Source organism: Cohnella thermotolerans DSM 17683, assembly GCF_000429825.1.
GTDB classification, from domain to species: Bacteria; Bacillota; Bacilli; order Paenibacillales; family Paenibacillaceae; genus Cohnella; species Cohnella thermotolerans.
In genome coordinates this window covers 94,050-116,032 of the sequence record NZ_AUCP01000013.1, presented here as the reverse complement: position 1 = coordinate 116,032, position 21,983 = coordinate 94,050, and the positions used below count along the sequence as shown (strand labels likewise).

18 protein-coding genes are annotated in these 21,983 nt (G+C 63.2%); all 18 read left to right on the top strand.

Annotated elements, in window-relative coordinates; translation table 11 throughout:
* Positions 1-298: transposase (locus tag G485_RS25005; RefSeq protein ID WP_156922093.1), on the top strand; the 298-nt coding region annotated here is incomplete at its 5' end.
* Positions 299-424: 126 nt separating this feature from the next.
* Positions 425-2,062, top strand: coding sequence for a putative amidoligase domain-containing protein (locus G485_RS28205; RefSeq protein WP_051318004.1), 1,638 nt, complete (start codon positions 425-427; stop codon positions 2,060-2,062).
* Between the two features lie 81 nt (positions 2,063-2,143).
* Positions 2,144-3,187, top strand: coding sequence for a type 2 isopentenyl-diphosphate Delta-isomerase (fni, locus tag G485_RS0104145; protein ID WP_027091511.1), 1,044 nt, complete (start codon positions 2,144-2,146; stop codon positions 3,185-3,187).
* A gap of 174 nt (positions 3,188-3,361) precedes the next feature.
* Complete coding sequence (mutS, locus tag G485_RS0104140) at positions 3,362-6,064, top strand: DNA mismatch repair protein MutS (protein WP_027091510.1); 2,703 nt, start codon at positions 3,362-3,364, stop codon at positions 6,062-6,064.
* Positions 6,061-7,491 (top strand): S41 family peptidase, encoded by a 1,431-nt coding sequence (locus G485_RS24995; protein WP_051318003.1) that lies wholly within the window; start codon positions 6,061-6,063, stop codon positions 7,489-7,491. Before mutS ends, G485_RS24995 begins: the two co-directional genes overlap by 4 nt.
* A gap of 18 nt (positions 7,492-7,509) precedes the next feature.
* Positions 7,510-9,561, top strand: coding sequence for a DNA mismatch repair endonuclease MutL (gene mutL, locus G485_RS0104130; protein WP_027091509.1), 2,052 nt, complete (start codon positions 7,510-7,512; stop codon positions 9,559-9,561).
* A gap of 1 nt (position 9,562) precedes the next feature.
* Entirely contained in the window at positions 9,563-10,342 is a 780-nt protein-coding gene (locus G485_RS0104125) for a class I SAM-dependent methyltransferase (protein ID WP_027091508.1), read from the top strand.
* A gap of 71 nt (positions 10,343-10,413) precedes the next feature.
* Positions 10,414-11,364, top strand: coding sequence for a tRNA (adenosine(37)-N6)-dimethylallyltransferase MiaA (gene miaA / locus G485_RS0104120; RefSeq protein ID WP_035154695.1), 951 nt, complete (start codon positions 10,414-10,416; stop codon positions 11,362-11,364).
* Positions 11,365-11,391: 27 nt separating this feature from the next.
* Positions 11,392-11,634 carry an RNA chaperone Hfq gene (gene hfq / locus G485_RS0104115; RefSeq protein WP_027091506.1) on the top strand — a complete coding sequence of 81 codons (243 nt, stop codon included), beginning with the start codon at positions 11,392-11,394 and terminating at the stop codon, positions 11,632-11,634.
* Between the two features lie 154 nt (positions 11,635-11,788).
* Entirely contained in the window at positions 11,789-14,368 is a 2,580-nt protein-coding gene (locus G485_RS24990) for a PBP1A family penicillin-binding protein (RefSeq protein ID WP_051318002.1), read from the top strand.
* Between the two features lie 97 nt (positions 14,369-14,465).
* A complete protein-coding gene (locus G485_RS0104105) occupies positions 14,466-14,906 on the top strand; it encodes a GNAT family N-acetyltransferase (RefSeq protein WP_027091505.1) in 441 nt (146 codons plus the stop codon).
* A gap of 98 nt (positions 14,907-15,004) precedes the next feature.
* On the top strand, positions 15,005-15,565 hold the full coding sequence (locus tag G485_RS0104100) for a ribonuclease FAU-1 family protein (RefSeq protein WP_027091504.1): 561 nt from the start codon (positions 15,005-15,007) through the stop codon (positions 15,563-15,565).
* Positions 15,562-16,269, top strand: coding sequence for a YdcF family protein (locus G485_RS24985; protein WP_240489055.1), 708 nt, complete (start codon positions 15,562-15,564; stop codon positions 16,267-16,269). The genes G485_RS0104100 and G485_RS24985 overlap by 4 nt, the downstream gene beginning before the upstream one ends.
* A gap of 62 nt (positions 16,270-16,331) precedes the next feature.
* Entirely contained in the window at positions 16,332-17,354 is a 1,023-nt protein-coding gene (locus G485_RS24980) for an AAA family ATPase (RefSeq protein ID WP_051318001.1), read from the top strand.
* Positions 17,355-17,388: 34 nt separating this feature from the next.
* Positions 17,389-18,732 carry a GTPase HflX gene (gene hflX, locus G485_RS24975; protein WP_051318000.1) on the top strand — a complete coding sequence of 448 codons (1,344 nt, stop codon included), beginning with the start codon at positions 17,389-17,391 and terminating at the stop codon, positions 18,730-18,732.
* Complete coding sequence (locus G485_RS0104080) at positions 18,729-19,982, top strand: methionine gamma-lyase family protein (protein ID WP_027091503.1); 1,254 nt, start codon at positions 18,729-18,731, stop codon at positions 19,980-19,982. The genes hflX and G485_RS0104080 overlap by 4 nt, the downstream gene beginning before the upstream one ends.
* A 139-nt stretch (positions 19,983-20,121) precedes the next feature.
* Positions 20,122-20,541, top strand: a complete 420-nt coding sequence (locus G485_RS0104075) for a MerR family transcriptional regulator (protein WP_035154669.1) — start codon at positions 20,122-20,124, stop codon at positions 20,539-20,541.
* A 30-nt stretch (positions 20,542-20,571) separates the two neighbouring features.
* Positions 20,572-21,906, top strand: a complete 1,335-nt coding sequence (gene glnA / locus G485_RS0104070) for a type I glutamate--ammonia ligase (RefSeq protein WP_027091501.1) — start codon at positions 20,572-20,574, stop codon at positions 21,904-21,906.
* Positions 21,907-21,983 lie beyond the last annotated feature (77 nt).

Sequence of the window (21,983 nt, the reverse complement as noted above, 5' to 3'; positions counted from 1 at the left end):
CGGCCCGAAGCTTGGCAGGCCATCCAAAGAACAACGTGACGCCGATGATCGAAAGCAAGAGAAGCAAGACGCTGCACAGCGCAATGCGATCGAAGGAAAGTTCGGCGAAGGCAAACGCAAGTTGGGTTTGGGCCGAATTTGCTCCCGCGGTGCTCATACAAGTTTAACTGTCATCGCTATCCAGTTTCTGGTTATGAACCTGGAACGGCGACTGCGGGTTCTTTTTTTCTCTTTTTTCAGATTCATTGCGTTCCGTCCGATTTTTTGCATGAAAACCGCAAAGAAAATCACGGTCTAGGCTCATGCGTTGGGAGCAGCTTAAATTGATCTTGTTCAGCAAGCCCTACTTAAGCTTATGCCGAAGCGGGAGAACATTCGAGGGCGGATGCCCTGTCGGGACAGTGGGAGCAGCCTATTTTTCGCGATGCGGCCGAGAGTCCGCATCGGGGCGCATACGGGGAAGGGTCATTCGGCTTTGGCGTTCATCCGCCGGCGGGACGGCCCTTCCCGTTTTGCGTTCGGGGCGCCGTACGGCCGCGGCCGATTGAGGGGCCGCGCGCGAGCGGCATGGAGCGCGGCGATTCGGGAATCGCGCCCGGGACGAAGGCCTTCGGACGCCGAAATCCATACGCAGGGCAGATCGACGGGGGGAGTGCGGGTGGCGGGCAACGTATGGATGTGGACGGATGGCGGGACGTCCGGCTGGCGCGGCATTCCCGGCGTGACACCGCTGCCGCAAGACGCGCGGGCGGCACTGGGTCCGAACGACGCGGTGCTGGCCTTCGGCGGCAACTGCCCCGTCCGCCCGGGACAAGCGGGAGGAGCCTGGATATGGAACGCGAACGCGGCGTCGGTCGCGTCGCTCGGAGCCGGCGAGATCGCCCGCCGGCTCGCGCGCGAGGGGTTCGCGGCCGAGCTCGGCGGGGCAGCGGAGAAGAAGCGGCGGCTTGCGGGCGCCGCGTTCGGGGAGGAACGGCTTCCCCGCACGTTCACGGTCGCCGTATTCGGATTGGGCGAAGCGTCGGTGCGGCCCGCGCCCGCCGGCTATTTCCGCGAGCAGCAGCTGGAGCGGAGGCTGAAGCGGGCGTCGGCGCGGGCGCTGTACGTACTCGGGCTCGATATGGGAATGGTACAATGGAGGCTCGGAAGCTCCGGCAAAACCGGCGTCATCGTCGGCCTGACACCGCTGCTGACGGCAAGGGGGTCCGGGGAGGAGCGGCGGCTTCGGGAGGCCGCGGCGGCTTTCGCGGCGGGCTGGGCCCGCGAAACGGACACGGACGGGGTCTGTGTGACGATCGGCGCGGACCCGGAATTCGTGCTGCTCTCGCAAAGCGGCAAAGTCGTGCCCGCCTCGCGCTACTTCGAGCCGCATGCCGCAGCCGGCTCCGATTCCGCCGTCGTCAGCGGCGTGCTCCGCTGGCCGATTGCGGAGCTGCGGCCGGCTCCGGCGCGGGAGCCGCGCGTCGTCGCCTCGCGCGTGCGCGGCCTGCTGGCGGCGGCCGCCCGCCGCGCCGCCGGGGCGCCGCCGATGCGCTGGCTCGCGGGCGCCGCGCCGGTGCGCGGCCTGCCGCTCGGCGGCCATCTGCACCTGAGCGGCGCCATGCTCACGGGCGAGCGGCTGCGCGCGCTCGACAACGCTGTCGCGCTGCCGTTGCGGCTGCTTGAGCCGCCCGGCGCCGGAAGGCGGCGGCCGCGGTACGGCTCGCTCGGCGATTTCCGCCCGAAGGCGCACGGCGGCTTCGAATACCGCACGCCGCCCAGCTGGCTCGTCTCGCCGACGCTCGCCCGCGGCACGCTCGCGCTCGCCAAGGTGGCCGCCGAGCATTCGCGCGAGCTCGCCGCCCACCGGCCGCTCGACGACGACGCGATGCGCGACGCCTTCTACGCAGACGACCGGGCCAAACTGCTCGCGGGCGCCGATCGGATCTACCGCGCGCTGCGCGCAACGTCCGGCTACGCCAAATACCAGGGCGACATCGATCCGATCTTCCGCGCCATCGCGGAAGGCCGAAGGTGGGACGAGGAGGCGGACATCCGCCGCAAGTGGAAGATCGAGACGTAGCCGCGGCCCCTTTCGCGACGGCCGTCGTTATGGTAGGGTAAGAGTACGATAAAGGCACAGGAAGAGAGAGCGGAGGGAACGATGGAGAGAGAGCAACGTTCGGACATCGAACGGCGCAAGAACGAGCATATCGACATCTGCCTGAACGAGGACGTCCGGGGCAGCGGCGTGGACAGCGGCTTCGGCCGCTACCGGTTCCGGCACAACGCGCTGCCCGAGACGGATTTTGCAAGCGTCGACACGTCCGCGTCGTTCCTCGGACGTCCGCTCAAGGCGCCGCTTCTCATCAGTTCGATGACCGGCGGAACGACCGAGGCCTACCGGATCAACCTCCGGCTGGCCGAAGCGGCCGAGCGCCGCGGCTGGGCGTTGGCGCTCGGCTCCGGGCGGGCGGCGCTCGAGAATGCGGCGGCCGCCGAGTCGTTCCGGGTGCGCGGCCGGGCGCCCACCATACCGCTCGTCGCCAATCTTGGGGCGGTGCAGCTGAATTACGGCTTCGGCGCCGACGAATGCCGCCGGCTGATCGAACTGACGGAGGCGGACGGTCTGGTGCTGCATCTGAACGCCTTGCAGGAGGTGTTCCAGCCGGAGGGCAATACCGACTTCAGCGGCTTGCTCCGCAAGATCGAACGGGTGTGCCGGGAGCTGGACAAGCCCGTCGGCGTCAAGGAAGTCGGCTGGGGGCTGGACGGCGACAACGTGCGGAGGCTGACGGAGGCGGGCGTCAGCTTCGTGGACGTCGCCGGAGCCGGGGGCACGTCCTGGAGCGAGGTCGAGAAGCACCGGCTTCGGGACGTCGTTCGCCGCGCGGCTGCGGATGCGTTCGCCGGCTGGGGCTGGCCGACGGCGGCCTGCGTCGTCGAAGCGAGAGCGGCGGCGCCGGGCGGCTTCGTCATTGCCAGCGGCGGTCTTCGCGGCGGCGTCGACGCGGCGAAGGCGATCGCGCTAGGCGCGAATATGGCCGGCTTCGGCCGATCGCTGCTCGCATCGGCGATCGATTCGGTCGAGAAGCTCGAAGAGCGGCTCGCCGTCGTCGAATTCGAGCTGCGCGCCGCCATGTTCGGAATCGGAGCGGCGACGCTCGCGGATTTGGCGGCGACCGAGCGGCTCGTCAGAATCGACTGAGGGCAGCCGTTCCCCGAATGGGGAACGGTCCGTTTCTCTTACGCCCGATTAAGCGATAGCGGTTGTTTTTTGCTATAATATTAGGATACCGCCCGCCGTCGCCCGCTGTCCGGCCGTTCATCCGGGAAGCGCGGCGGCGAGCCGGGCGAAGCGCAACACCGTGGGAGGAAACCGATGGCCGGCTACACACCGATGATGCAGCAGTACCTCTCCGTCAAGGCTGAGGCACAGGACGCGCTGCTTTTTTTCCGTCTGGGCGATTTCTACGAAATGTTTTTCGACGACGCCCTTACCGCGTCCCGCGAGCTCGAAATTACTTTAACGGGGCGCGATGGCGGGCAGGAGGAACGGATCCCGATGTGCGGCGTTCCGTATCACTCCGCCGAAGGATACATAGCGAGATTGGTAGAGAAAGGCTACAAGGTCGCGATTTGCGAGCAGGTGGAGGATCCGGCTACCGCCAAAGGCGTCGTCCGGCGGGAGATCGTCCGCATCGTGACCCCCGGCACGGTCATGGAGACCAAAAATTTGGGCGAGACGGCGAACAACTTCATCGTCGGCACCGCCGAACGGGACGGCCGGTTCGGGCTCGCCGCCTGCGACCTGACGACGGGCGAGCTGTACGTCACTTCGTTCGACGCTGCCGGCGAAGCCATTCGCAACGAACTGAACGTGTATCGTCCCGCCGAAGCGGTCGGCGACGCGCCGTCGCTCCGGCGGCTGCGCGAGGAGGCGGCCGGCACGGGACGGACGCTGCTGTGCACCGAACGGGAAGCGGCGGACGACGCGCCGGAAGCGCTGGCGGCCCAATTTCCGGGCGAGCCGTGGGACCGCCACGAGCCGGTGCGGCGGTTGGCCGTCGCGCGGCTCGTCGCGTATTTGGGCGAGACGCAGAAACGTTCGCTCGGCCATCTGCGGTCGGTCAAGTCCTACGATCCGAAGCAGTTTATGGCGCTGGACGCGTTCACGCGCCGCAACCTCGAGCTGACGGAGACCGTCCGGGACCGCTCCCGCAAAGGCTCGCTGCTCTGGCTCCTGGACAAGACGCGCACGGCGATGGGCGCCCGGCTGCTCAAGCGCTGGATCGATCAGCCGCTGCTCGACAGCGTGGCGATTGAAGAGCGGCTGGACGCCGTCGAAGCGCTTCACGGCAACTGGATGCAGCGCGAGGAGCTTCGCCGGGAATTGAACGATGTGTACGACCTGGAACGACTGGTCGGGCGCATCGCTTACGGCACGGCGAACGCGCGCGACCTGAACGCGCTCAAGGCTTCGCTGCAGCGCATTCCCGCCATCCGCTCCGTCTGCGGGCAGCTTGGCGATTCGCCGCTCGCCCGCCTGGCGGACTCGCTCGACGACTGCGCCGACCTCGCGGAAGCGATCGCGGCCGCCATTGCGGACGAACCGCCGGTGTCGGTTCGCGAGGGCGGATTGATCCGCGGCGGGTACGACGCCAAGCTGGACGAGCTGCGGGTCGCGAGCCGGGACGGGAAGAAGTGGATCGCCGAGCTTGAGCGCAAGGAGCGGGAAGCGACGGGCATCAAATCGCTGAAAATCGGCTTTAACAAAGTGTTCGGCTATTACCTGGAAGTGACGAGAGCGAACCTGTCTTCTCTGCCGGAAGGCCGGTACGAGCGCAAGCAGACGCTCGCCAACGCGGAGCGGTTCGTGACGCCCGAGCTGAAGGAGAAGGAAGCGCTCATTCTGGAAGCCGAAGAGCGGATGGTCGATCTCGAATACGAGTTGTTCGTGCGGCTGCGCGACCGGATCGCGGAGCATATTCCGAGGCTGCAGAAGCTGGCGGAGCAGGTGGCGGCGCTGGACGTGCTGCAGTCGTTCGCGGAGGTGAGCGCGGAGCGGCGGTATACGAGGCCCCGCCTGAACCGCGGATACGACCTGATCGTCCGGGACGGCCGCCATCCGGTCGTCGAGGCGGTCAGCGAAGGGACGGCGTTTATCGCGAACGACGCCTCCCTGACGGAGGACAGCTCCATTCTGCTCATCACCGGGCCGAACATGGCCGGCAAGAGCACGTATATGCGCCAGGTCGCGATGATCTCGATCATGGCCCAGATCGGCTGCTTCGTGCCGGCGAAAAGCGCGGAACTGCCGCTGATCGACCGTATTTTCACGCGCATCGGCGCGGCCGACGACCTGGTCGGCGGACAGAGCACGTTCATGGTCGAGATGAAGGACATCCAGGTGATGACCGAGCAGGCGACCGCCCGCAGCCTCGTCATTATCGACGAGCTGGGCCGCGGGACGTCCACGGACGAAGGGATGGCGATCGCGCAGGCGGTCATCGAGTACGTGCACGACGCGATCGGCTGCAAGGCGCTCGTCTCGACCCACTTCCACGAGCTCGCGCATCTGGAGCAATCGCTGGCCAAGCTCCGCAACGGCTGCATGGCGGTCAAGGAGAGCGCGGACGGCGTCACCTTCCTGCGCAAGCTGGTGGCGGGAGCGGCCGATTCGAGCTACGGCATCTACTGCGCCCAGCTCGCCGGTTTGCCCGAATCGATCGTGTCGCGGGCGTACGGCCTGCTGGAAGCTTCGGCCGCAGGCGAGCTTGCGGCCGCGCGCGCCAATTCCGCGGAGCGGGCGGCGGACGATCGTGCCGGCAAGCTTCCGGCAGCCTCGGGCGAACCGCTCGCCGAGCCGCTTGACGAGCCCGGCGAAGCGATCGTCCAACTGGCCATGTTCGCCGAGCCGGAGCCGCCGCGGCCGGAACGTCACCGCAAGGCGGGCTCCGCTCCGGCGGACCGGATCGCGGACAAGCTGCGCAAGCTCGACGTGATGCGGATGACGCCGCTGGAAGCCTTGCAGTGGCTCAACGACGCGCGCAATCAATTAATAGAGAGCGGGGAACTTTCTTGATTCGGAACTCATCGATTCGTCTTCGCCGCGCCCTGTCTTTGCTGATGCTCTCCTCGCTGCTGGCAGGCGCCGCTCCGGCCGCCTACGCGGCCAGCGAAGCCCAGACCGAGGACGTCAAAAACCTGCTGGAGCAGTACCACCTGAGCAAACCTTCGGACGAAGAGCTCAACGATGCGGCCATCCAAGGCATGGTCGATTCGCTCGACGATCCGTACACTGAATATTTCACCGACGACGAGTGGAAGCAGTTCCAATCGTATCTGGAGCAAACGTATGTCGGCGTCGGCATCGTCACGGTGCTGGACGAAGGCACGCTGTACGTCCAGGAAGTCGTGCAAGGCAGCTCGGCCGCCAAAGCCGGCGTCCAGCCCGGCGACGCGATCGTGGCGGTCGACGGCCAGAGCGTCCGGGGGAAGACGCAATATCAGATCAATCAGATGATCGCGGGCAAGGACGGCACGTCCGTCATTCTTACGCTCAGCCGCAACGGCAAGACGCACGCGTACACGCTCACGCGGTCTTCCGTGCAGCTGCCGGCGGCGACGTCTAGGCTGCTGAACGGCGGCATCGGCTATTTGTCGCTGAGCGCGTTCACCTCGGACGCCGGCGAGAAGTTTGACGCCGAGCTCGGCAAGCTGGAGAACAAAGGCATGAGGGCGCTCATTCTCGACTTGCGGGACAACGGCGGCGGGTATGTGAACCAGGCGCAAAAAATCGCGGAAAACTTTATTCAAGACGGCGTGCTGGCCCACATGACCGACCGCGACGGGAAGGACAATCCGCTCGAAGTCAAAGGGGTACGCAAGCCGTATCCGGTCTACGTGCTCGTGAACGAAAACACCGCCAGCGCCTCCGAGCTGCTCTCCGGCGCCTTGCAGGATTACGGCGTGGCGAAGCTGATCGGGACGCAAACGTACGGCAAAGGCGTCGTGCAGCAGTTTTTCAACGTGTCGTCCGGCGGCGTGCTGAAAGTGACGATCGAGGAGTATTACACGCCGAACGGACACAAAGTCGATCATACCGGACTGAGGCCCGACATCCAGGTGCAGGGAGCGCCCCAGCAGCTGATCGCGGCCATCCGGGCGGCGGGCGGAGCTCCGGCGGGCCTGACGGCGGGCAAAGGCGTCGTCTCGATCGACGGCATCCGGATGGCCTCGAAGGCTTCCGTCGTCCGCAAGAACGGCGCCGTCTATATCGACTTGAAGCTGGCCTCTTCGTTCGCGGGGGCGGCGCTTCGGTACGATCCGGCCACGAAGACGATCGCGTTCGCGCTCGGCGGCAAGGCCGAACGGATCGCCGTATCGGATTCTAGGATTCTCGTGCAGAACGGATCGAGCAGCATCGACGTCCGGCTGCTAGCCAAGTGGGATGCCAATTTGAGCTGGTCGGACGCGGGCGGGGTTCTCAAGCTGACCAATCATCGATAAAAGAGAGGCGGGATACGGATGGGCGTCATACGGTTGCTGGACGAGCATTTGGCCAACCAGATCGCCGCCGGAGAAGTCGTGGAACGGCCGTCCTCCGTGCTCAAGGAGCTCATCGAGAACGCGGTCGACGCCGGAGCGACGACGATCGACGTGACGGCGGAGGAAGGCGGGCTGGCGCTGCTGCGCATCGTCGATAACGGCTCCGGCATCGCGCCGGACGATCTGAGGACGGCGTTCCAGCGTCACGCCACGAGCAAAATCGCGACCGGCAAAGATTTGTTCCAGATCGTCACGCTCGGCTTCCGCGGCGAGGCGTTGCCCAGCATCGCGGCCGTCGCCAAGGTGCGCTGCGTCAGCGCGTCCGATTCGAGCGGACTCGGCCGGGCGCTGGAGATCGAAGGCGGGACGGTCAAGCGCGAGGAAGACGCCGCGGCGCCGCAAGGGACGGATATGACCGTGCGGGAGCTGTTCTACAATACGCCGGCCCGGCTCAAATACATGCGGACGGTGCAAACCGAGCTCAGCCACTTGTCCGATGTCGTCTACAGGCAGGCGCTCGCCCGCCCGGACATCGCGTTTACGTTCGCGCATAACGGAACGACGTTGCTGCGGACGCCGGGCAACGGCGACTTGCGGCAGGTGGTCGCCGCCATCTACGGGACGGCCGCCGCGAAGGCGATGGTCGAAATTCGCGGGGAGCATCCCGATTACACGATCGGCGGCCTCGCGGCCTTGCCGGTGGAGACGCGGTCGAACCGCAACGCCGTCACCGTGCTCGTCAACGGCCGGTACGTGCGCAGCTCCGCCGTCACGCAGCCGCTGCTGCAAGCGTACCATACGCTGCTGCCGATCAACCGGTATCCGCTGGCGGTGCTGGATTTGCGCATGCATCCGTCGCTCGTGGACGTCAACGTTCATCCGGCGAAGCTGGAGGTCCGCTTCAGCAAGGAGTCCGAGCTGCGGGCTTTCGTGGAGGAATCCGTGCGCAAGGCGCTTGGCGGCCAGGCGTACATCCCTTCCGGGAACGCCGTCCGGACGCCGAAGACGCAAGTCTGGGTTCAGGATCAGATCCGCTTCCGGATGCCGCCGGATCGGCAGCCGGAAGCGGAGGCGGGAGGCGGTTCGTCCGCGGAAGCCGGCGGCGCTTACGAAGTGGCGGCCTCCTTCGAAAGTCTGGTGCGCGAGAGCGGGTTCGCGGGCAGCGCTTCGGTCTCCGAGGACCGGGAAAGCGGCGCGGCCGGAGCCCGGGTCGAAGCGAACCCGCAAGGAGCGGCCGCCCGAGCGCCGGAGCCCGGGGCTTTCCCCGGGAAGGCGGAGGAGACGGGATCGCGGGGCTATGCGAACCCAAGGCTCTCGGGCCCGCCGGCGGCCGGGACGGCGAATTTCGCGCGCGAACGGCCGGAGCGAGCGTCGGCGCCTTCCGCCCGGCTGCCGGAGCAAGTGTGGCAGTCGGCGTACGCGGCGCCCGAGCGGGAGCCGGCGCCGCCGGCTTTCCCCGAGCTGCACTGGATCGGCCAATTGCACGGCACGTATCTGATCGCGCAGAACGAGACGGGGCTCTACTTGATCGATCAACACGCCGCTCACGAGCGGATCAACTACGAATTCTACTTCGAGAAGTTCGGCAAGCCCGAGGAGGCGAGCCAGGAGCTGCTTCTTCCCGTCACCATCGGCTTCGCTCCGGACGAATGCGTCGCCCTGCGGAACCGGCTTCCCCTGTTTGAGCAAGTCGGCGTATACTTGGAGGATTTCGGGGGCAATACCTTTATCATACGCGCGGTGCCGCATTGGCTTCCGAAAGGGGAAGAAGCCGACATCGTCCGGGAGATGGCCGAGTGGGTGCTCGGCGAACGCAGCGTCGATCTTCGCAAGCTGAGGGAGAAGGCGTCCGTTCTCTGCTCCTGCAGAGCGTCCATCAAGGCGAACCAGCCGCTGACGCGGGAGGCCGGCGAGACGCTGATCCGGCGGCTCGCCGAATGCCGCCAGCCCTACACGTGCCCGCACGGCCGCCCGATCGTCGTCAGCTTCTCGACGTACGAATTGGAGAAAATGTTCAAGCGGGTGATGTAAATTGATCGTCACAACGACCGAGCGCCCGGAGCCGGGGACGATCGAGCGGGCGCGCCGGCTGGCGGCGGAACTGAAATGCGCTTGCGTTCCGCGCGGCCGGAACACGCTTCGCAAGCTCGGCCGCCTTCGGCCCGACGCCGCGGACGGCATTCTGGTCGTCGGCCCGGATACGCTGCGGTTCGTGCGCGGGGAAGAACCTCCGCTTTTTTACCATCCGAGCATGGGACTGATCCGGGTGAAGCGGCTTCGCGAGGGCGGCGACGACGGGCTGGTGCGGGCGGCCGACGCGCGGCCCGGGGATACGGTGCTGGATTGCACGGCCGGACTCGGCTCCGATTCGCTCGTGCTCTCGTACGCGGTCGGAGAGAGCGGCCGGGTGACGGCGCTGGAAGCGTCGGACGTTCTCCACGTCATCGTGCGGGAAGGCATGCGCGTGTACCGGTCGGAGCTGCCCGACGTCGACGAAGCGATGCGGCGCATCGAGCACGTCAAAACCGATCATCTGCGGTATCTCCGCTCGCTTCCGGACCGCAGCTGCGACATCGTCTACTTCGATCCGATGTTTACGAAGCCGGTCATGGCGTCGGCCTCGCTGCGGCCGCTTCGCGCCGTGGCGGAAGACGCGCCGCTCTCGGAGGAGAGCGTGGCCGAGGCTCGCCGCGTCGCCCGCAAGCGGATCGTGCTCAAAGAACACCGCGACAGCGGGGAATTCGAGCGTCTCGGCTTCGAGCGGGGCCGCATGACGGATTCCTCCGTCGCTTACGGAGTGATTGACGTTTGACGACGATTACGACGGCCGCGCCGCAAGTCGGAGGCGCGGCCGATGCGGAGGACAAGCGTCCTCCTTTGCTCGTGCTGGTGGGGCCTACGGCCGTCGGCAAAACCGAGCTCAGCCTGAGCGTCGCCGAGAAATTCGGCTGCGAAATCATTAGCGGCGATTCGATGCAAGTGTACCGGGGGATGGATATCGGGACGGCGAAGCTTCCGCCCGAAGAGCGGAGGGGCATTCCGCACCATCTGATCGACGTCCGCGATCCGAAGGAGCCGTTCTCCGCGGCCGACTTCCAGGAAGCATGCACCGCTGCGATCCGGGACATCCACGGCAGAGGCCGGCTCCCGTTCATCGTCGGCGGAACCGGCTTGTACGTCGAATCGGTCTGCTACGGCTACCGCTTCCAAAGCTACGGCAGCGACGAGGCGTTCCGCGAGCGGATGAGCGCTTTCGCGCGGGAGCACGGGTCGCAGGCGCTTCACGACCGGCTGGCCGAAGTCGATCCGCCGTCGGCGCGGAAGCTGCATCCGAACGACGAGCGGCGAATTATCCGCGCGCTCGAAATATACGAGCTGACGGGCCGGCCTCTGTCCGACCTGCAAAGCCAGGAACGGGGCGACGACAAGACGTCGCCGTACCGGCTCTGTCTCATCGGCTTGACGATGGACCGCGCCGAGCTGTACCGGAGAATCGACGCCCGGGTCGATAAAATGCTGGAGCAGGGGCTCGTGAAGGAGGTGTCCCGCCTGCTGGAGGAAGGCGTTCCCCGCGGGGCCGTCTCGATGCAGGCGCTCGGCTACAAGGAGATCGCCGCCTACCTCGCGGGCGAGCTCGATTACGAAGCCGCCGTTACGCTGCTGAAGCGGGATACGCGGCATTTCGCGAAGCGCCAGCTGTCGTGGTTCCGGCATATGAGAGATCTTCAATGGGTGGAGGCGGGCGAAGGAAGAAAAAACTCCGATCTTTTCAAAGAGATTTGTGCTATAATAGCAGGAAAGTTTCCATTCGATCTTGAATATATTTGTTCATAATCTATATGGCGATGGGGGTTACCGGTAATGAACAAGTCCATTAACATCCAGGATACGTTTCTCAATCAATTGCGCAAGGACAGTATTCCGGTCACGGTTTATTTGACCAACGGATTCCAAATCCGCGGCGTCGTGCGCGCCTTTGACAACTTCACGATCGTCATCGACAGCGAAGGGCGCCAGCAGATGGTATACAAGCATGCCATCAGCACGTTCACGCCGCAGCGCAACGTATCCCTTCAGCAGCAGGACACCGGATCGGATGCCTGAAGCGTTCCTCCTCCGGGGCGGGTTTTTGAAACTTTTCACCCCCACATTGCGTCTAACAGAATAGACCGGCCAATCGAGCAACCCGTGAGCGGGTTGTTCTTCTTTTGACTGGACCATCATAGAGACAGACAAAACTGCAAAAAGGGGAGATTCCATGAGATCGGCAGAAAAAGCGGACAAGAAGCGAAAGGGCAAAGCGCCGCGCGGCAAACGCAGCAAGGGAAGACCGTTGCTGTGGCTGTCCTTCGTCGTTCTGTTCGCCGTCGTCTGCGCAGTCGTAGGATATCTGCTTGTCATACTGAACGGGGAACGCATTCTGAGCCGCAACGTCGACAAGCTTAACGATATGGAGCAAGCCTCCCGCATCGTGGACGCTTCCGGCAACGAAATTTCCAAGCTCTATGTGTCCGGGGGCAACCGGGAATACGTGAAGATCAGCGACATTCCCAAAGAAGTCCGGGACGCCTTCGTGGCCGTGGAGGACAAGCGGTTCTACGAGCACGGAGGCGTTGACCTGTGGGGCATCGGCCGGGCGCTGGTAAAGGATATTATCGCCCGCAGCGCCGCGGAAGGCGCCAGCACGATCACGCAGCAGGTGGCGCGCAATCTGTTCCTGAACGCGGACAAGACGCTTTTCCGCAAGGGAACGGAGGCTTCCATCGCGCTTGCGCTGGAGAATCATAAATCGAAGGACGAAATTCTGGAGCTGTACCTGAACCGGATCTACTTCGGCAAAGGGAACTGGGGCATCAAGACGGCGGCGAAATATTACTTCAACGTCGACGATCTGAACAAGCTGACGACGGCGCAAATCGCCATCCTGGCCGGCATTCCGAAAGCGCCGAGCGTCTACAACCCGATCTCCAATCCGGAGAAGTCGATGGAGCGCCGGGCGGTCGTGCTCGGCATTATGGAAGACCAGGGACTGATTACCGAAGCGGAGAAGCAGAAGGCGCTGGCCTGGAAGTACGAGCCACCCGCGTCGTCGAAGCAGGGATCGCAGTATTTGACCTATATCGATTACGTGGTGGACGAAGCGCAGCAGGTGACCGGCATGACCGAAGACCAGCTGCTCACCGGCGGCTACACCATTTATACGACGATCGACACGGGCGCCCAGAAGGCGATGGAGGATCAGTTCGAGAACGACGACAACTTTGAGAAAAGCGAGGACGATACGCCGATCCAGGGCGCGATGGTCATCATGGACCAGCACGACGGCTCGCTCAAGGCGATGGTGGGAGGACGCGACTACGCCAAGAAGGGATGGAACCGCGTCACCAAGGGAAGACAGCCGGGTTCGTCGTTCAAGCCGATCGCTTCTTACGGGCCGGCGATCGAGACGGGCGACTACTTCCCGTGGTCGATTCTTCGGGACGACAAGGTTTGCTACGACAACGGCAAGTATTGTCCGACCGATTCCAACAGCAGAAAGTATATCGGAGCGGTCACGATGGCGGACGCGATCAAGGATTCCCGCAACCAGCCGGCCGTATGGCTGCTCAACCAGATCGGCGTGCAGAAAGGCATCGATTTCGCCGACAAGCTGGGCATCGAGCTGAGTCCCGAAGACCGGAACCTCGCCATCGCGCTCGGCGGCTTGACGGACGGGGTATCCCCGCTGCAGATGGTCCGCGCTTACGGCGCCTTCGCGAACGGAGGCACGCTGCAGGACCCGCACAGCATCGAGAAAATTACGAACATGTCGGGCAAGACGATTTATGAGTTCAAATCGAACGCCAAGCAGGTCATGAATCCGAAAACGGCTTATTACGTGACGGAAATTATGAAAGGCGTCGTCTCGGACGGCACCGGCACGAAGGCGAAAATAAGCGGACGGACGGTGGCGGGCAAGACGGGGACGACGCAGCTCGGCCTCAAGGGCGTCAGCTCCAGCGGCAACCGCGACGTCTGGTTCGTCGGCTATACGCCGGAGTGGACGGCGGCCGTGTGGATGGGCTACGACGTGACGGACAAGGATCATTACGTGAAGAAAAGCAGCGGCCAGGCGGCCGCCCTGTTCTCCAAGGTCATGTCCGCCGCCCTCAAGGGCCACAAGAAGCTGTCGTTCCCGAAACCGGAGGGCGTCGACCAGGTGAAGGCGCCGGATTCGGTGACGGGCCTGGTCGCCAACTACGATACCGAGCAGGTAAATGTGGGGCTGACCTGGACCCCCGTCGCCGGAAACAACATCACCTACAAGGTGTACCGCAAGGCGGACGGTGAGGCGAACTTCAGCCTGCTGGCCGAAATCGGCGAACCGGCCTACACCGATATGGCCATTCTTCCGGAGATGACCTACACGTACTACGTGACGGCGTACGACGCGAATACGAAAACCGAAGGGCCCGCCTCGCCGCAAGTGTCGGTGACGATCACGACGGACTTGCCGTCGGAGAGCCCGGGGCAGAACGGAGAACTGCCGCCGAGTGAGCCGCCCGCGGATTCGGGAACGGACACCGGCGTGCCGCCGACGGACGGGCAGGATCAGGGACCGGGACAAGGAGAAGTTCCGGGCCAAGATCAGGGACCCGGGCAAAGCCAAGAACCGGGTCAGGATCAAGGTCAGGGCCAAGGCCAAGATCAGGGATCCGGCCTGGGCCAAGGTCAGGGCCAAGGCCAAGGCGCGAACCAGGGTCAAGGGCAAGGCGACGCTCTAAATATGCAGGGAGGCTCGCCGAGCCCGCTGCCGGGCGCATCGGACACCGGCGTGACCGTTACGCCGGCCAGGTGAACCGGCAAGAGCGGAGGGGGGCTGTCCCCAAAGGTTGGAATAAACCTGCGGGATAGCCCCCTTTTTATCCAATCTTCATGAAGGAGCGACGCTACACATGGAAAGTCTAAAAGTAACGACCGCTGAGCAGCTTGCCGAAGGATTGCGCGTCCGCAAAGCGGTATTCGTGCAGGAACAAGGCGTGCCCGAAGATCTGGAATGGGACGAATACGACGCTTCGCCGGAAGCGTGCCGGCATTTTATCGTCAAGGATGGGGACGAGACGATCGCCGCCGCCCGCTGGCGGGAATACAAGCCCGGCATCGCCAAATTTCAACGCATTGCCGTGCTCGCAAGCTACAGAGGCCGTTCGGTCGGCCGGCTCATCGTCGGCGCCATGGAGGAGGATGCGCGCAGCAGCGGCTGCACCGGCGTCGTATTGGACGCCCAATGCTCCGCGGAGCCTTTTTACCGCAAGCTCGGCTATGAGACGGTATCGACCGAACCGTTCCTGGACGCCGGCATTCCCCACGTCCGCATGGTTAAAAATTGGCGTTGAAACGAGGCGTCCCGCCCGACGAATCCGCCGTTCGCTGGTGAGCGGCGGTAAGTTGTGGTAAGCTTTGTGTAAATCAATTACCGGAGACGAACACAGTCATGAAACGTAAATTTTCGGACCGGGCGAATTGGCGCCGGATACTTAAGAAAAGTTATGCCTGCTTTCCGATCGACGAGCCGAATTTCCACGGCTTCGTCACGATGTATCGTATTCACGATTTGAGGGACCCGCTGTGGAAGGAATACAACGGACGCCGGATGTGCCTGGCGGACAAGGGGTATTTATGGATGCAGCATTTTCCGCGCGGGGAGCATTTTGTCGTGACGACGATGTTTGACGATAAAGGCAAAGTCGTGCAATGGTACATAGACGTGTGCAAAACGCAAGGGCTGACCGATCAGCAGGTGCCCTGGTTCGACGACCTGTACTTGGATATCGTTGTGCTGCCGACCGGGGAGACGCTGCTTCTCGACGAAGACGAGCTGGAGGAAGCGCTGGACGAAGGGCACATTACCCCGCGGGATTCGGCCATGGCGCAGAAGACGGCCGGGCGCCTGCTCTCGATGATCCGGCAGAAGAAGTTCCCTTACTTCGATATGAGTTTGCGTCATCGCAAAACGCTGCTTGAGCAGCTCGGATGGGAGAAGGATGCAGAATGAACCTGCCGCCGCCCGAACGCACGGAGGGCGACGCGATGAACAGCCGTTCCCAAGCGAATGACAGGCCGAAGAGAGCTTCCCTCTCCGGAAGCCGCCGTCTGCTTCGCCTGCTGGCCTGGTGCTTGGCGCTGGGAGCCGCGGCGCTTATCGTTTGGTGCGCAACGTTGTTCTTCATCATCTTGCGCTACGACGGTCAGCCTGCAGGGGGCGCGCTGAAGCATGCGGACGTCGGCATCGTGCTGGGCGCCAGCTTATGGCGGGACAAGCCGAGCCCCGGGCTCCGGGAAAGGCTGGACCATGCGCTGGAGCTGTACCGCGCGGGGGATTTCGACCGTTTTCTCGTGAGCGGGGGATTGGACAATAACGGAGCGACGCTGACGGAGGCCGAAGGGATGCGCAATTATTTGCTGGCGCAAGGCGTACCGGCAGACGCGGTCGTAATGGAGACGAAATCCCACAGCACCTGCGAAAACTTGAAATTTTCGCAAGCGATCATGCAACACAACGGTTGGACCACCGCGATTATCGTCACGCATCAGTACCACGGTTCCCGTGCCGGGGACATCGCCGCTTCGCTCGGCTATTCTCCCGTGCAGGTCAGCGTCACGGACAGCCAGGCCATGAACATGGCCTACCACCGCACACGGGAAGTGCTGGCCTACACGAAGTGGCTCGGCCAGAAGTGGTTGTTGCATGGAGGCTGATTCGCCGGAATACATTGTTATTGCGGCGATTTGCCGACTGACGCGGCAGCGGGGGGATTCGTTTGAACGGAAGAATGGGAGTTGCGGGCAGCCGGAGTGCGGCTAACGCGAGACCTTCGCGGCAAATTAACGTCATCCTGAGATCCAACGATTCGGCGGGCGCGGCGACGACGTCTGCGCCGTTCGAGCCGATCAAGACGATTCCGAACAGCGGCCCGTGGCTCGAATGGCAGCGGGAGCTCGACAAGATGGTCGGTTTGGACAGCGTCAAGGAACTGGTGTTCGAAATATACGCGCTTCTCCAAATCGCCCAAATGCGCGGCGAGGCGGGGCTCCACAGCGAGGCCCACGTTTATCACATGATTTTCAAAGGCAATCCGGGAACGGGCAAGACGACGGTCGCCCGCTTGCTCGCGAAGCTGTTCCAGGGCATGGGGCTGCTGAGCAAAGGTCATCTGATCGAGGTGGAGAGGGCCGATCTTGTCGGCGAGTACATCGGCCATACGGCGCAGAAGACGAGGGATCTTGTGAAGAAAGCGCTCGGCGGCGTGCTGTTCATCGACGAGGCCTACAGTCTGGCGCGGGGCGGAGAGAAGGATTTCGGCAAGGAAGCGATCGACACGCTTGTCAAAGCGATGGAAGATTACAAAAATCAGTTCGTGCTCATTCTGGCGGGCTATACGGTGGAGATCGACTTTTTCCTGATGACGAATCCGGGGCTTCCGTCGCGTTTTCCCATTCAAATGGAGTTTCCCGATTATACGCTCGACCAACTCATTCAAATTGCGGTAGGAATGGCCAAGGAACGGGATTATACGCTGCTGCCCCAGTCGCTGGTGAAGCTCCGGCAGCTGATCGTGCAGGAGAAGGGAGAATCTCCGTTCCATTTCAGCAACGCCCGGTTTGTCCGGAACGCGCTGGAGAGAGCCATTCGCAATCAGGCGGTTCGGCTGCTGTCGCAATATCCGGAAGGTTCGCCGGGACGGCAGGAGCTGATGAGCCTGAGGCCGGAAGATTTGCGCGCTGCTGCGCCGTCCACGGCCGCCGCTTCGGCCGCCGCGTTCGCGGGGCCTTCGATCCTCTAAACGTCTTTCGAACATGGAGGCAACGATTCGTTACATGAGACCTACTTCATACGAGACAGAAGCCAACCTGCGCGAGCGGGCGCTTCTGGTCAGTCTGGTCACCGACGAGACGCGCCGCTCGGGCGTCGATCCGCAGCTGTCGCTCGACGAGCTGATCCAGCTGGCCGAGACGGCCGGCGTCGAAGTCGTGGAGACGCGAATGCAGAACAAGGACGTCCCGGACGCCAAATGGTTCGTCGGCAAGGGCAAGGCGCTCGAGCTCAAAGAGCTGATCGCGGAGCGCGGCATTACGACGGCGATCTTCGATCAGGAGCTGTCGGGGGCCCAGGTCCGGAATCTCGAGGAAGCGCTGGATGCGAAGATCATCGACCGCACCCAGCTTATTCTCGATATTTTCGCCGGTCGGGCGAAGACGAAGGAAGGCATCCTGCAGGTCGAGCTGGCGCAATTGACGTACCTGCTTCCGCGCTTGTCGGGACAAGGCAAAAATTTGTCCCGGCTGGGCGGCGGCATCGGGACGAGAGGACCCGGGGAGACGAAGCTGGAGACGGACCGGCGGCATATTCGCCGGCGGATCGGCGAGCTGAAGCGGCAGCTCGAGAGCGTGGCCGCGCATCGCGGTCTGCATCGCGAGCGCCGCCGCAAGGCGGGCGTCGTGCAAGTGGCGCTCGTCGGCTATACGAACGCGGGCAAGTCTACGCTGCTGCGGCAGCTGACGGCTGCCGACGTGCTGGCGGAGGATAAGCTGTTCGCCACGCTCGACCCGACTTCGCGCACGCTGAAGCTGCCGAGCGGCAAGGAAGTGCTGCTCACCGATACGGTCGGGTTCATTCAGCATTTGCCGCACGATCTGGTCGCCGCGTTCCGGGCGACGCTCGAGGAGGCGAACGAGGCGGATCTGCTGCTCCACGTGACCGACGCTTCTTCGCCGATGCGGGACCGGCAGCGGGAAGTCGTCGAGCAAGTGCTGACCGAATTGGGGGCCGCCGGCAAGCCGAAGCTGCTTGTCTACAACAAGATCGACGCCTGTTCGGCGGCTTCGATGGCGCTCCTTCCCGGCGGGCCGGACACGGTGCGCGTCAGCGCCTTTAGCGAACACGACATGAACCATCTGCTGCATCGCATCGAGGACAAGCTGCTCGGCGCCGTCTGCCGGCTGCGGATTCCGGCATCCCGCGGCGATCTGGCCGCCCTGGCGTACCGGGTGGGCGACGTCATGCAGCAGGAGACGGAGGAAGATTGGCTGGTGCTGACAATTCGGCCGAATCCGGCCGATATGGAGAAATACGGACATTCGCTGGAGCCCTACCGGCTGGACACGGACGGCACGGTACCGGCCGGCGAGAAGACAGAAACGGAGACGGAAGACTTCAAATGAGTAATTGGGACGGCAATTGGGAAAGCTTGGCGAGAACGGCCGAAGACAAAGCGGCAGGCCGTCTCGCCAAGATCGACGAGATCGCGGAACGCAATCAATGGAAAGTCATTCGGGCGTTTCAGAAGCATAAGGTGAGCGATTTTCATTTCGCGCCGTCGACCGGTTACGGTTATAACGACCGGGGACGGGAAGTGCTGGACGAAGTGTACGCGGAAGTGTTCGGCGCGGAGGCGGCCATCGTGCGTCCCCATCTCGTATCGGGAACGCACACGATCGGTGCGGCTCTATTCGGCGTTCTGCGGCCGGGAGACGAGATCGTCTTCGTGACCGGGAGACCTTACGATACGCTGCACAAGGTCATCGGGAAGCCGGGAGACGGCACGGGCTCTCTCGCCGATTGGGGCGTGAAGGCGGTCGAAGTGCCGCTCGCCGCGGGCGGAAGCGTCGACTGGGACGGGGTGGCGGAAGCCGTGACGGAGCGCACGAAAGTGTTCGCCATTCAGCGATCCAGAGGGTACGACTGGCGGCCCTCCTTTACGGTCGGGGAAATCGGCGAAATGGCGTCGCGGCTTAAACGGCTCAAGCCGGACGCGGTCGTCTTCGTGGACAACTGCTACGGCGAATTTACCGAAGAGCGCGAGCCGACGGAAGTCGGAGCGGACTTGATCGCGGGTTCCCTGATCAAAAATCCGGGAGGCGGGCTCGCCACGAGCGGCGGATATATCGCCGGCCGCAAGGATCTCGTGGAGCTGGCCGCTTACCGGGTGACGGTGCCCGGCATCGGCGGGGAAGTGGGCGCGATGCTCGGAACGACCCGGCTGATTTACCAAGGCCTGTATATGGCGCCTTTGCTCGTCGGACAAGCGGTCAAGGGCAGCGTATTTGCGGCTTCGGTATTCGAGGAGCTCGGCTTCGAGACCCACCCCGGACGGAACGACCCCCGCACGGATTTGATCCAGGCGGTGCGGTTCGATTCGCCGGCCCAGCTGATCGCCTTCGTTCAGGCGATTCAGAAGGCGGCGGCGGTCGATTCGCACGTCGTTCCCGAACCGTGGGACATGCCGGGCTACGAGCATCCCGTCATTATGGCGGCCGGAACGTTCGTTCAGGGAGGCAGCCTGGAGCTGTCCGCTGACGCGCCGATCCGCGAACCTTACATTGCGTTTATGCAGGGCGGCCTTACGTATGCGCATGTCAAATTGGCCGTACGCCAGGTGTTAACGGACTTCCGAAAACTCGGATTGCTGTAAACGAAGGACAAGACATTTTCGGCCTTTTGCGGCAAAAGATATCGTTATTAAACCTTACATTCCTTGACACCTTTGTGGGATGAAGTTAAAATGGAAGTGGTTACAAATATAAAGCGTCAAGATGGAAGGTTGATAAAGTATGGCTGCTGGAGACGAGATTCGCAGGAATATGGCGTTATTCCCGATCGGGATCGTCATGAAGCTGACGGACCTGACGGCCAGGCAAATTCGTTATTACGAACAGCACGAGCTCATCCAACCGGCCCGCACGGCAGGGAACCAGAGGTTGTTCTCGTTCAACGACGTCGAGCGTTTGCTCGAGATCAAGGCGCTGATCGAGAAAGGCGTGAATATTGCCGGAATCAAGCAAGTGATGAACCCGGTCGGCGAAGGCGACGACGACGGCACGATCATGAACGAGCAGACGGAAGTGAAGCGCCGCGAGCTGTCCGATTCGCAGCTTCACCGCATGCTGAAGCAACAGCTGATGGCCGGCAAGCGCCCCGGTCAGGTATCCCTCATTCAAGGGGAGCTGTCGCGTTTTTTCAAGAACAAATAATCCCTTTGCACGCAAACCAAGGAGGTTGCCATGAGCACGAATTACACGCGCGAAGACATTCTTCGGATTGCCAAGGAAGAGAACGTACGGTTTATCCGTCTGCAATTCACCGATTTGATGGGCATTATCAAAAACGTGGAAATTCCGGTCAGCCAGCTTGAGAAGGCGCTCGACAACAAGATGATGTTCGACGGCTCGTCGATCGAAGGCTACGTGCGGATCGAAGAATCCGACATGTACCTGTACCCGGATTTGAGCACGTGGGTCGTGTTCCCGTGGGTAACGGAAGATCGCGTCGCCAGGCTCATCTGCGACGTCTACATGCCGGACGGCACGCCGTTCGCGGGCGATCCGCGCGGCATTCTGAAGCGTGTGCTGCAGGAAGCCGAAGAGATGGGCTTTACCGCGATGAACGTCGGACCGGAGCCCGAGTTCTTCCTGTTCCAGACAGACGACAAGGGCAATCCGACGACCGAGCTGAACGACCAGGGCGGGTACTTCGACCTGGCTCCGACCGATCTCGGCGAGAACTGCCGCCGCGACATCGTGCTGATGCTCGAAGAGATGGGCTTCGAGATCGAAGCTTCGCACCACGAAGTGGCGCCCGGCCAGCATGAGATCGACTTCAAATACGCGGACGCCGTTCGCGCCGCCGACCAGATCCAGACGTTCAAGCTCGTCGTCAAGACGATCGCCCGGCAGCACGGCCTCCATGCGACGTTCATGCCGAAGCCGCTGTTCGGCATGAACGGGTCGGGCATGCACTGCCATCAGTCGCTGTTCCGCGGCAGCGAGAACGCGTTCTACGACCCGAACGACAAGCTCGGGCTGAGCGCGATTGCCCGCCAGTATATGGCGGGAGTTCTGAAGCACGCCCGCGGCATGGCGGCGATTACGAACCCGACGGTCAACTCGTACAAACGTCTGGTGCCCGGCTACGAAGCTCCTTGCTACGTCGCTTGGTCCGCCAGCAACCGCAGCCCGATGATCCGCATCCCGGCTTCGCGCGGTCTCAGCACCCGCGTCGAAGTGCGCAATCCCGATCCGGCGGCGAACCCGTATCTCGCGCTTGCCGTCATGCTTAAGGCCGGGCTCGACGGCATCCGCAACAAAACGGCGCTGCCGGCTCCGGTCGACCGGAATATCTACGTCATGACCGAAGAAGAGCGCATCGACGCCGGCATCCCGAGCTTGCCGATCAACCTGCAAGAAGCGCTGGCGGAAATGCTGCGCGACGAAGTCATCTGCGAGGCGCTGGGCGACCATGCGTTGACGCACTTCTACGAGATGAAGGAAATCGAGTGGGACATGTATCGGACCCAGGTTCACCAATGGGAGCGCGACCAGTATTTGTCGATGTATTAATCAATCATGAACAATCCCTCGGCGCATTGCGGGCCGAGGGATTTTTTGTTCGTTTGCATATGAGGAGGAGAGAAACT

Excerpts from the sequence above, each read along its gene's own strand:
- G485_RS0104075 (WP_035154669.1), top strand. The coding sequence starts at position 20,122 with ATGGCTGCTGGAGACGAGATTCGCAGGAATATGGCGTTATTCCCGATC.
- mutL (WP_027091509.1), top strand. The coding sequence starts at position 7,510 with ATGGGCGTCATACGGTTGCTGGACGAGCATTTGGCCAACCAGATCGCC.
- hflX (WP_051318000.1), top strand. The coding sequence starts at position 17,389 with ATGAGACCTACTTCATACGAGACAGAAGCCAACCTGCGCGAGCGGGCG.
- G485_RS24985 (WP_240489055.1), top strand. The coding sequence starts at position 15,562 with ATGAACCTGCCGCCGCCCGAACGCACGGAGGGCGACGCGATGAACAGC.
- hfq (WP_027091506.1), top strand. The coding sequence starts at position 11,392 with ATGAACAAGTCCATTAACATCCAGGATACGTTTCTCAATCAATTGCGC.
- G485_RS0104100 (WP_027091504.1), top strand. The coding sequence starts at position 15,005 with ATGAAACGTAAATTTTCGGACCGGGCGAATTGGCGCCGGATACTTAAG.
- G485_RS28205 (WP_051318004.1), top strand. The coding sequence starts at position 425 with ATGCGGCCGAGAGTCCGCATCGGGGCGCATACGGGGAAGGGTCATTCG.
- G485_RS0104080 (WP_027091503.1), top strand. The coding sequence starts at position 18,729 with ATGAGTAATTGGGACGGCAATTGGGAAAGCTTGGCGAGAACGGCCGAA.
- glnA (WP_027091501.1), top strand. The coding sequence starts at position 20,572 with ATGAGCACGAATTACACGCGCGAAGACATTCTTCGGATTGCCAAGGAA.
- mutS (WP_027091510.1), top strand. The coding sequence starts at position 3,362 with ATGGCCGGCTACACACCGATGATGCAGCAGTACCTCTCCGTCAAGGCT.
- G485_RS24990 (WP_051318002.1), top strand. The coding sequence starts at position 11,789 with ATGAGATCGGCAGAAAAAGCGGACAAGAAGCGAAAGGGCAAAGCGCCG.
- G485_RS0104105 (WP_027091505.1), top strand. The coding sequence starts at position 14,466 with ATGGAAAGTCTAAAAGTAACGACCGCTGAGCAGCTTGCCGAAGGATTG.
- fni (WP_027091511.1), top strand. The coding sequence starts at position 2,144 with ATGGAGAGAGAGCAACGTTCGGACATCGAACGGCGCAAGAACGAGCAT.